We start from the raw sequence: 10,577 nt of genomic DNA, 5'->3' as shown, positions 1-10,577 counted from the left end.
CCTCTCGTTCGGTGAAGCGGCTTATACGGCTCGAGCCCTATACCGTCAACAGTGGAGTTTCATATTTTTGATAAAATCTTATAACCACCTGAAATTATAGAGTTTATTTGAAGATACATCTGCATCGATGTCATTTGTAACCTTTTGACGGAGCCGACCTGTCCCGGGAATGCCGGGTTCACGGTGGTCTCCTTGCATGGGCGAGGCTCCCTTGAGTAGGCTCAGACATGCACTCTATAGGGCGGAGATACGGAGGCCGCTTCATTATGCTAAATCTCGATCCCCGCGCGGGTGCGTCGCCGTCATATCCAGCACTCTGGCACGTAACGCGAGCCATAGTTTCCAACAAGGGTCCGTCCCCTGCCCCCAGCGGGTCGCCCCAATCGCGACGATGAAAAAAGTCTACGGTCCTTACGCCCTTGCGGTCTTAATGTGGTGACGAACTGATAATGGCAGACGCTTTTTCTCCGCCCGATCTTCCGATCAGCGGCAAACTGGATGAGATCCAGACGCATCTGGAGACGCAGACCCGCCTTGTGCTGTCCGCGCCACCAGGTGCCGGCAAGACCACGCTTGTTCCGCTTTCACTTCTGTCGGCCTCCTGGCGCGACGACGGCCGGATCATCCTGCTTGAGCCAAGGCGGCTCGCCGCCCGTGCGGCGGCAGCCAGAATGGCATCCCTCCTCGGGGAAAAACTAGGGGAGACTGTCGGATATCGCATGCGGCTCGACAATCGGATCTCCGCAAAGACGCGGATAGAAGTGGTGACAGAGGGTGTGTTCGTGCGCATGATCCTCGACGATCCCGAACTCTCCGGTGTTGCGGCTATTCTGTTCGACGAATTTCACGAGCGTTCGCTCGATGCCGATCTCGGCTTGGCTCTGGCCCTTGAGGCCCAGGCGGCGCTCAGGCCGGATCTGCGGATCCTGGTCATGTCGGCTACGCTCGACGTCGCGCGTGTCGCCGCGCTTCTTGAAGATCCGCTGATCGTTGCCAGTGAAGGGCGCAGCCACCCGGTCGAAATTCGCTACCGCGATCGCAGCGGCACGGAGCGTATCGAAGATGTGATGACTGCAACCATATTGCAGGCCCTGCAGGAAGAAGAAGGGTCAATCCTTGCCTTTCTTCCGGGACAGGCCGAAATCAGGCGCGTCGCAGAAAGGCTCGAGGGCCGCTTGCCGGCCGGCACAGACATCTCACCTCTTTACGGCAATCTCGACCAGGCCGAGCAGGACGCAGCCATACGGCCCTGCCCTCCCGGTCGGCGCAAGGTCGTCCTCGCCACGTCCATTGCCGAGACCTCGATCACCATCGACGGGGTCAGGGTTGTTATCGATAGTGGCTTGCAGCGGCTTCCCGTTTTCGAAGCTTCGACGGGGATCACGCGTCTAGAAACCGTTCGTGTTTCGCGCGCTTCGGCCGATCAACGTGCCGGGCGTGCCGGCAGAACGGAACCGGGCACGGCGATCCGGCTATGGCATCAAGGCCAGACAGCCGCGCTGCCCGCCTATACGCCGCCAGAGATCCTGGCATCGGACCTGACAGGGCTTGTCATCGATCTTGCGCAGTGGGGCGTACAGGATCTGGAGACATTCCCTCTGCTCGACAAACCACCGTTATCAAGTCTATCCGAAGCGCGAAGTCTTCTGGTCCGGCTCGGCGCGCTGGACGATGCCCATCATCTGACACCGCGGGGACGACAGATGCGGGGCATGGGGCTGCCTGTCCGGCTGGCGGCCATGGTGCTTGCGGCGGCTGACACAGGTGACGGACAGCAGGCGGCAGAACTCGCCGTTCTCATGACCGAGCAGGGTCTGGGCGGCAATGACATCGATCTGGACGAACGGCTGCGACGTTTCCGACGCGAAGGTGGAGAGCGAGCGAAGGCCGCACGGCAGCTGGCAGCGCGTCTGATCAATGGAATCGGGACGGGGAAAGATCGCGATCCCGCAGTACCGAGCGCGTCTGCGGGCACACTTCTGATGCATGCCTTCCCCGATCGCATCGCACGCCAGCGGGGCGGACGTGGCCGGTTCGTGCTCGCCAATGGTCGCGGTGCAGAAATCCCCGAGACGGAACGACTCGCCGGAGCCGACATGCTGGTTGTGGCAGACCTCACGGGCAAGGCTGCGCGCGCGCGGGTTCTTGCCGCAGCAGAAATCAGGTTCACGGATATTGTCGAACAAATGCCTGAACTGATCTCGCGCGCAGATGAGAGTGGCTTCGACACCGACAGCCGTCAGGTTCGAGCGCGGCGCGTGACGCGGATAGGCGCCATCACGCTTGAAGAACAGCCTTTGCCGAAACCCAAGGGCGAGGCGGCGGCGCTGGCATTGGCGGAAGGCGTGAAACTTCTCGGTCTCCAGCCCCTGCCGTTTTCAAAGACCAGTCAACAGTTTCGTCAGAGGCTCGGTTTCCTGCATCGCACGCTGGGTGCCCCATGGCCGGATGTTCGGAACGAAGCCCTTCTCGACGCCCTGGATGTATGGTTCGTGCCGTTCCAGTCCGGCATCGGCGGGTTCTCGGAGATTTCGGGCAGTTCGCTGCAGGATGGCCTGGCTTCACTCGTACCGCACGGGCTTCAGCGTGACATGGACAAGCTGGTTCCCACCCATTTCCTTGCACCAACCGGACAAGCTCATCCGATCCGTTATGATGGGGACGAGCCGGTGGTGCAGATCCGTGTGCAGGAACTGTTCGGGCTCAAAGTCCATCCTGCCATCGGCGGCGGCAAATTGCCACTGCTTCTCGAGTTGACCTCGCCGGCGCACCGTCCCATTCAGACGACGCGCGATCTACCGGGTTTCTGGAGGGGCTCCTGGAAAGATGTCCGGGCGGATATGCGCGGACGATATCCAAAGCATCCCTGGCCGGAGGATCCGGCATCGGCCGATCCAACGAACAGAGTGAAGCCGCGCGGCACCTGACAGAAGAAGGACACTGCCGATGAACATTGATCTTGCCGCAAAGTTTGGTCCGTCCAGTCGACGGCTCAGGCTTGAAACACTGGTCAGATTGCGCTGGGTCGCGGTCGCCGGACAGCTGCTGACGGTGGTGCTAGTGGCATTCTGGTTCCAGTTTTCGCTGCCCCTTACCGCCTGCTTCGTATTGATCGGAGCGTTGGCTGCTGCCAATACCTTCCTGTCGATTGCCTTTCCTGCAACCTATCGTCTTGAACCGGCTGCAGCCTTTGCTGTCCTGGCGCTCGATCTTTTCCAGATGGGGGGGCTCCTTTTCATCACCGGCGGCTTGAGCAATCCCTTCGCGCCGCTGATTTGTATTCCGGTCATCATTTCGTTCGCATCGCAGCCAAGTCGGCAGTCCATCGCGCTTTTCGTCACCGCGCTCGCCTTCATCACTCTATTCGCGTTCACGCCCTATTCACTGCCTTGGTTCGACGGGCAGGCGCTCGAAGTTCATCCGCTCCTGCAGCTGGCCATGTGGAGCTCGATCGTGTCGATGACGGCGTTCGCTGCCTTTTACGCCTATCGCGTCTCCCAGGAATCAACCTTGCTCGCCGATGCACTGACCGCGACGGAGCTCATTCTCCAGCGGGAAAAGCATCTGCATCAGCTGGATGGACTCGCTGCCGCAGCTGCCCATGAGCTGGGGACACCGCTCGCGACGATCAGCGTGGTCGCGAAGGAAATGGAGCGGGAGTTGGGCAATGACGAGCGCTATCGGGAGGACGTGCAGTTGCTCCGGAGCCAGAGCGAGCGATGCCGGGACATTCTGCGTCGTTTGACGACCCTGACCTCGGATGGCGAGGCGCATATGCGCCAATTGCCGCTTTCCTCGATGATCGAGGAAGTAATCGCGCCGCACCGAGAGTTCGGCATCGTTGTCGAACTCATTGAGAAAAGCGACAGGGGGAATGAACCGGTCGGCGCCCGCAATCCCGCCATCCTCTACGGCCTTGGTAATTTGCTCGAAAACGCCGTCGACTATGCACAGTCGAAGGTCACGGTGACGACCGAATACAGCAATTCGGAAGTACGGGTGACGATCGAAGACGACGGTGATGGTTTCTCAGCGGGGGTCCTTCAACGGATCGGCGAACCCTACGTAACCAGCCGTCAGCGCGACTCCCGGGCGGGCGGTTTGGGTTTGGGCCTATTCATCGCCAAAACGCTCCTGGAGAGATCAGGCGCCAGCCTGCGTTTCGAGAACGGCGCCCCGGCGCGACCCGGTGCGCGAGTCATCGTCACATGGCCGCGCGAATACATGGAAGTCGATACGGCTTTATGACTTTACCTTCCGGGGTGTGAGGACCATATACTCGCACAGGACCACGTTAGAACAATTCCAAGGTTGTCACTCATGACCGATGTCGTATCGCAGACCGTGAACTCTACCGGCAGTTCTGCACTGGGGCCGAACCCCACTTTGCTGATCGTTGATGATGACGCTCCTTTTCTTCGGCGCCTTGCCCGGGCGATGGAAAGCCGGGGATTTGTAGTAGATCTCGCCGGATCCGTCGCTGAAGGCGTTGCCAGGGCCAAGGAGGCCCCCCCAAGCTTCGCCGTGGTCGACCTCAGGCTCGGTGACGGGAACGGGCTCGATGTCATTGAAGCCATACGGGAGCGCCGGAGCGACACACGTATCATTGTCCTGACCGGATATGGAAACATCGCCACGGCCGTGACAGCTGTTAAACTCGGCGCCCTCGACTATCTTGCAAAGCCGGCGGATGCGGACGATATCTATCTCGCCCTCACCCAGCGGCCGGGCGAAAAGGCGGAAATTCCCGAAAATCCGATGTCTGCCGATCGGGTTCGCTGGGAGCATATCCAGCGCGTGTATGAAAGCTGTGAGCGCAATGTGTCCGAGACGGCAAGACGCCTGAACATGCATCGGCGTACCTTGCAGCGCATCCTGGCCAAACGCGCACCCAAGTAGTCTCAAGATGTGCGGGCCGTCCATTCTGCCTGCATCAGGCGATGCGCTGCCGCCCGCGAAAAATTCAGCGTGACGGCTTTTCGGGTGGCCGGCGCAAGGCGGTGCTCGGGTGCGTCGCGCAGGATATGGCCACCATACCCATCTGACAGCAGAAGTCCGCAGTCTTCGGGAAATATGGATGCTGGCACACCCGCATGCGTAGCGAAGAACAAGCGATCGCAAAAGCCTCGATATTCGTGCCACTTCCTGTCGACACGAAAGTCCTCGACGGAGGACTTGATCTCGATGATCCAGATCTCGCCCTTGTCGGTCAGCGCAATAAGATCGGCACGGCGCCCATTCGAGAGCGTCAATTCGGGCAGAAGCGCAAGGCCCATCTCGGACAAAAGCACCTGAACGCCCCGGCGAATCAGCATGGCACGCTCGGACTGTCGCCCGTCAATTAGGGGATTGTTAACTCCGATCGACACTATCGTCATGTATTAAGTCTCTTTTGGCCCTGACCTTGTTGCAAAAAAGCAATGGCCGGCCACTTTGCTGTCCCCATCAGGCGCCGGTGACAGATGACACTTGCTTGACCGAGATTAATCCAAAATAAACCATATTCGACGATGGTCACGGCACCATCTCCCCGCCACATCTCAAGAGCTTATCTCATGCGCTTCCGCACATTTACAACCGCGATCGGCCTTGCACTGTCGCTCGGCCTCGCAGGCTGCACCACCACATCAGGCGACACCAAAGAAGTCGCTGATACGACCAAGGTGGAAATCTTCAGCGATTCCTACGGCGGCGTCACGGACGCTGGTTTTGCGCTTCCGTCGATTCCCGTTGAGAAGCTCGACAAGAAGTATCATCGACAAATCGTTGAATACAAGACTGCCGAAAAAGCGGGAACTATCATCGTCAATACACGCGAGCGCTTCCTCTATTACGTGCTGCCACGCGGCAAGGCCGTTCGTTATGGTATCGGCGTCGGCAAACAGGGATTTGCCTGGGAAGGTGAAGCGTATATCGCCTGGAAGCAGGCATGGCCGACCTGGCATCCGCCAAAGGAAATGGCAGAGCGAAAACCCGAAATTGCAAAGTATGTCGAGAAGGGCATGGAGCCCGGCCTGACGAACCCGCTCGGTGCACGCGCGCTTTACCTCTTCAATGCCGAGGGCCAGGACACCCTGTTCCGCCTGCATGGAACGCCAGAATGGAAGTCCATCGGCACGGCAGCTTCGTCTGGCTGCATCCGCCTGATGAACCAGGACGTGATTGATCTTTACAACCGGGTCAAGCCGGGCCGTATGGCCAAGGTCATCGTGCAGCAGTAAGAGCTGTTTCCAGATGCCCAATAAACAAAGCCGCCGGAGCGATCCGGCGGCTTTTTCTGTTCCGGGGAAACAGCGGGTCAGGCGGCTTGCGCGGCCTTCAGCTGGAGACGACGCCGATGCAAGACAGGCTCCGTATAGCCGTTTGGCTGACTGCGCCCGTTGAGAACGAGCTCAAGGGCTGCCTGGAAGGCAATGGATCCGTCATAGTCAACGGCCATCGGATTATAGGCGGCATCGCCGGCATTCTGGCCATCGACCACCACCGCCATCCGCTTCATCGTTTCGATGACCTGTGCCTCGGAGGCTATTCCATGGTGCAGCCAGTTGGCCATGTGTTGAGCCGAAATCCGCAATGTCGCCCGGTCTTCCATCAAGCCGACATTGTTGATGTCCGGCACCTTGGAACATCCGATCCCTTGGTCGACCCAGCGTACCACGTAGCCCAGAATACCCTGGGCATTGTTGTCGAGTTCGCGCTGGATCTCCTCATCCGTCCAGTTCGGCCTGGCAGCGACAGGTACGGACAAGATATCGGACAGGGCTGCACGTGGACGTGACATCAACGCGCGCTGGATCTCTGCAACGTTGATGCTGTGATAGTGCGTCGCGTGCAGCGTCGCGGCTGTCGGCGACGGGACCCAAGCCGTGTTTGCGCCGGCCTTCGGATGACCGATCTTTTGCTCCAGCATGGCAGCCATCAGATCCGGCATGGCCCACATGCCCTTGCCGATCTGGGCATGGCCCGACAAACCGCATTCCAGCCCGATATCGACATTCCAGTTTTCATAGGCCGCGATCCAGGCTGCCTGCTTCATGTCGCCCTTGCGGATCATTGGTCCGGCCTCCATCGACGTATGGATTTCATCGCCAGTGCGATCGAGGAAGCCGGTATTAATGAAGACGACACGCTCGCGGGCAGCGCGGATGCACTCCTTGAGGTTCACGGTGGTGCGGCGCTCTTCATCCATGATGCCCATCTTGATCGTGTTGGGCGCCATGCCAACAAGGGCTTCGACGCGCGCGAAGACCTCGCAGGCGAAGGCAACCTCTTCGGGGCCATGCATTTTGGGTTTGACGACATACATCGAGCCGGCGCGCGAGTTTTTCCGCCGGCCAGAAGGTCCGATGTCGTGCAGTGCGATGAGGCCGGTCACCGCCGCATCCATGATACCTTCGGGCACTTCATTGCCATCCTTGTCGAGGATCGCCGGATTGGTCATCAGGTGGCCGACATTCCGGACCAGCATCAGCGAGCGACCGGGAAGCGTCGCTGCTGCTCCACCTGGGGCGACATAGTCGACATCATCGTTGAGGGCGCGCGTGAAGGTCTTGCCGGCCTTGCTGACTTCTTCAGTCAGATCGCCGCGCATCAAGCCCAGCCAATTCGTGTAGACGACGACCTTGTCTTCGGCATCAACAGCGGCGACGGAGTCCTCGCAGTCCATGATTGTGGTGATAGCCGATTCGAGTCGGACATCGTTGATGCCCGCTGGGTCTGATCGCCCAATTACGCCCGTGGTGTCGATCATGATCTCAACATGCAGACCGTTCTTGCGGAGCATAATGGCTTCAGGCTTGGATCGTTCCCCACGATAGCCGGCAAACTGCGCCGGATCAGCCAAGCCGGTAACGGAGCCATCCGCAAGCTTAATCGACAGGGAATCACCTTCGACCGAGAGCGCTGCGACCCTTGACCAATCGCCAGCTGCCAGCGGGGCGGACCGGCCGAGGAAGTCTCGCGCCCAGTCGATGACCTTCTGGCCGCGCACGGGATTGTAGCCCTTGCCCTTCTCCGCTCCATCGGCTTCCGAAATGGCATCGGTGCCGTAAAGCGCATCATAGAGCGAACCCCACCGCGCATTGGCAGCATTCAAGGAATAGCGGGCGTTCATGACGGGAACCACGAGCTGTGGACCGGCAATAGACGCGATCTCGGCGTCGACATTGCCTGTGTCTATGGAGAATGCCTCGCCTTCCGGCAGAAGGTAGCCGATCTGCCTGAGGAAACTTTCATAAGCGGCAAGATCAACCGGTGCACCATTTTCGCGGTACCATGCGTCGATCTGAGCCTGAAATTCGTCACGTTTGGCGAGAAGGGCACGATTCTTTGGTGCGAGATCATGAATAATGTCGGACAGGCCGGCAAAGAAGGCCTTGGAATCAATGCCGGTTCCCGGGATGGCATGCTTGCAGACGAAGTCATAAAGCCGCTCGTCGATCGAGAGCCCGTTTTCCTTGACGTAAACCATCGCTGTTCCCACTCCATATTTGCGTGACAGCAGTCATCCCCATGACAAATTGATAGTCAATCAGGCATAAATGACAAATATTATTTCTATTTTAGAAAGTCACTCCTCGCGTGCATGGCGGGGCCGACCACTGGCGGTGGCGAAGATGCGTGCCTCAATCAGCCTTTTGCGCCCTTCGATCTCCGGCGCCTCCATCTGCTCCGAGAAGGATAGAGAAAGATCAACGGCACCGCTGGCCTCTGCCCTTTCTATTGCCAGTTCGCGGGCTCGGGCTCGCGCTGTGTCGAGCGCCAGACCCTCATCGGCAAAGCGCCGCGTGGCACCGTCGCCCGACAGAATATAGAGGCCTTCTTCGGGAGACGTCACCAGCAAGGAGACACTGCAACGCACCTGGCCGACCACGGCGCCGATCGCATTGGCCACATCGGCATCGGCCGGAACACTGCATTCGGCGGACAGCATAGCGGCGATCGCCGGATAATAGACCCCGGCAGAGGCTCCCAGACCAATCAAGGGGCGATCCAGAGAGAGGCGAAACCGGGTGATGCCTTCGCTGCGGCTCAACGCCTGCTCGATTAGAATCGACTTCGCCGGATCAATGTCCGATAGACCGTCTTCCGCCAAGGTCGATGCCAGAATGACCTCCACCGACTGGCGGCTCAGGCGGTCGGCAATCCTTTCAGCCAGGTCTTCGGCCGAGGACGCGATCGGCCTGCCGGACCCATCCTTGCGGCGGATGGCCAGTTGCAGACCCAAGTCAGCTGCCTGGCGGCTCCACTGTGACTGTCGGCCCAAGACATGCATGGCATCCGAAGGCGTGAGGCCGCAAATGTGTACGAGGCCGCGGGCAACGAGGCGGTCGAGGGTCGCAACCTGCTGGGTAACCGTGATCAACTGATCCAGCGGTAGCGGTTCTGCACCGAGACGGGCAAACAGGCTTGCTTCCTGCACCTGCAGGCCAGCCGCCAGGGAATCCGGTACGCCAGTTCGCACAGCAAATCGGCCGTCATATCGACCGTTGTGAGCGTTGCGCAGTTGCCGCTCCAGATGCGGCAGGACTGACGTCTCATGGAGGGATGCTGCAAGGCTCAAGGGCACAAGTCGGCGTGGTCCAAGTTCGATACGACCTTTCAGTCCGCGATCATCGAACCGCACTTCCGAATCGCCGCCGAGACCAAAGGTCCGCATGGCGACCGCCTCGACCATGGTGCGATAACCACCGACAACTGCACCGTCACGATCAAGCCGCGGCAATCCATCCTCCATCACGGCCACATCCGTGGTCGTGCCACCGATATCGGACACGACCGCATTGGCGTGCCCGGTCAGATGGCGCGCGCCGACGAGGCTCGCGGCCGGGCCCGACAGGATGGTTTCGATCGGGCGAAGGCGCGCCTCATCCGAGGAAATCAGTGCCCCATCACCACGCACCACCATCAAGGGGGCCTTGATGCCACGGTTCCTGAGATAGCGCTCGGCCGAACCGATCAGGCGATCGATCATGGAGACCAATCGGGCATTGAGAAGCGTGGTCAAGGCGCGGCGGGGGCCACCAAGCTTGGACGATAGTTCGTGGCTGCAGGTGACCGGCAAGCCTGACCGGGCACGAATGAGATCACGGGCCCTGATCTCATGGCTTGGATTGCGAACAGCGAAATAACCCGCAACAGCAAAGGAAGACACTGTCTGCGAGAGATCGTCGAGCACGGCCTCCAAGGCGTCGAGATCGAGAGGCGTCTCATTCCCATGCACATCGTGGCCGCCCGCAAGGAAGACGACCGGGTCCGAGCCAAGGGCCTCAAAAAGCCCGTCACGCTTGAGGTCTTCAGGTCCAAAGCCAATCATGACGAGGGCGGCGCGACCGCCCTGCCCCTCAACCAGTGCATTGGTCGCAAGCGTTGTCGACAAGGACACCAGTCCGATAGAGGACGGCGCGATGCCGGAGGTCTGAAGAACGTTTTCCAGTGCTTCTCCAATACCAACAGCAAGGTCATGACGAGATGTCAGCGCCTTGGCCTTGGCTATGAGCCCCGATGTATCGCTATAGATGACAGCATCCGTGTAGGTGCCACCCGTGTCGATGCCGAGCATGAAATCTGCAGACACG

General features: G+C 59.7%; 8 protein-coding genes. 4 read left to right on the top strand and 4 right to left on the bottom strand.

Translation table 11 applies throughout. The features are described from left to right. Positions 1 to 449 precede the first annotated feature (449 nt). The 3 genes from hrpB to IP76_RS16230 all read left to right on the top strand — a co-directional run bounded on the left by hrpB (position 450) and on the right by IP76_RS16230 (position 4,899). The gene (hrpB, locus tag IP76_RS16240) at positions 450 to 2,927 is read left to right on the top strand and encodes an ATP-dependent helicase HrpB (RefSeq protein ID WP_054159265.1); all 2,478 of its coding nucleotides are present in this window, start codon (positions 450 to 452) and stop codon (positions 2,925 to 2,927) included. Positions 2,928 to 2,946: 19 nt separating this feature from the next. Then, on the top strand, positions 2,947 to 4,248 hold the full coding sequence (locus tag IP76_RS16235; RefSeq protein WP_054159264.1) for an ActS/PrrB/RegB family redox-sensitive histidine kinase: 1,302 nt from the start codon (positions 2,947 to 2,949) through the stop codon (positions 4,246 to 4,248). A 72-nt stretch (positions 4,249 to 4,320) separates the two neighbouring features. Beyond that, positions 4,321 to 4,899: an ActR/PrrA/RegA family redox response regulator transcription factor gene (locus IP76_RS16230; RefSeq protein ID WP_054159263.1), complete on the top strand. Its 579-nt coding sequence runs from the start codon at positions 4,321 to 4,323 to the stop codon at positions 4,897 to 4,899. A gap of 2 nt (positions 4,900 to 4,901) precedes the next feature. Here the strand turns inward: IP76_RS16230 and IP76_RS16225 are convergent, their stop codons facing one another. Continuing rightward, positions 4,902 to 5,378 carry an MmcB family DNA repair protein gene (locus tag IP76_RS16225; RefSeq protein WP_054159262.1) on the bottom strand — a complete coding sequence of 159 codons (477 nt, stop codon included), beginning with the start codon at positions 5,376 to 5,378 and terminating at the stop codon, positions 4,902 to 4,904. Next, the gene (locus IP76_RS23155; protein ID WP_156318606.1) at positions 5,375 to 5,518 is read right to left on the bottom strand and encodes a hypothetical protein; all 144 of its coding nucleotides are present in this window, start codon (positions 5,516 to 5,518) and stop codon (positions 5,375 to 5,377) included. The genes IP76_RS16225 and IP76_RS23155 overlap by 4 nt, the downstream gene beginning before the upstream one ends. 37 nt (positions 5,519 to 5,555) lie before the next feature. Here IP76_RS23155 and IP76_RS16220 point away from each other — a divergent pair, with 37 nt between their 5' ends. After that, entirely contained in the window at positions 5,556 to 6,221 is a 666-nt protein-coding gene (locus tag IP76_RS16220) for a L,D-transpeptidase (protein WP_054159261.1), read from the top strand. Positions 6,222 to 6,298: 77 nt separating this feature from the next. Here IP76_RS16220 and IP76_RS16215 read toward each other — a convergent pair whose 3' ends face one another. Both IP76_RS16215 and IP76_RS16210 read right to left on the bottom strand, forming a co-directional pair. Next, complete coding sequence (locus IP76_RS16215) at positions 6,299 to 8,470, bottom strand: malate synthase G (RefSeq protein ID WP_054159260.1); 2,172 nt, start codon at positions 8,468 to 8,470, stop codon at positions 6,299 to 6,301. Positions 8,471 to 8,569: 99 nt separating this feature from the next. Next, on the bottom strand, positions 8,570 to 10,576 hold the full coding sequence (locus IP76_RS16210; protein ID WP_054159259.1) for a hydantoinase/oxoprolinase N-terminal domain-containing protein: 2,007 nt from the start codon (positions 10,574 to 10,576) through the stop codon (positions 8,570 to 8,572). Position 10,577: the final 1 nt, after the last annotated feature.

Source organism: Rhizobium sp. AAP43, from assembly GCF_001296045.1.
Lineage (GTDB): Bacteria > Pseudomonadota > Alphaproteobacteria > Rhizobiales > Rhizobiaceae > Allorhizobium.
The sequence above is the reverse complement of the archived record's forward strand: the minus strand, read 5'-3'. Positions and strand labels throughout refer to the sequence as shown.

Bases quoted from the DNA above. Each gene is read 5' to 3' on its own strand.
- hrpB (WP_054159265.1), top strand. From the start codon at position 450: ATGGCAGACGCTTTTTCTCCGCCCGATCTTCCGATCAGCGGCAAACTG.
- IP76_RS16235 (WP_054159264.1), top strand. From the start codon at position 2,947: ATGAACATTGATCTTGCCGCAAAGTTTGGTCCGTCCAGTCGACGGCTC.
- IP76_RS16230 (WP_054159263.1), top strand. From the start codon at position 4,321: ATGACCGATGTCGTATCGCAGACCGTGAACTCTACCGGCAGTTCTGCA.
- IP76_RS16225 (WP_054159262.1), bottom strand. From the start codon at position 5,378: ATGACGATAGTGTCGATCGGAGTTAACAATCCCCTAATTGACGGGCGA.
- IP76_RS16220 (WP_054159261.1), top strand. From the start codon at position 5,556: ATGCGCTTCCGCACATTTACAACCGCGATCGGCCTTGCACTGTCGCTC.
- IP76_RS16215 (WP_054159260.1), bottom strand. From the start codon at position 8,470: ATGGTTTACGTCAAGGAAAACGGGCTCTCGATCGACGAGCGGCTTTAT.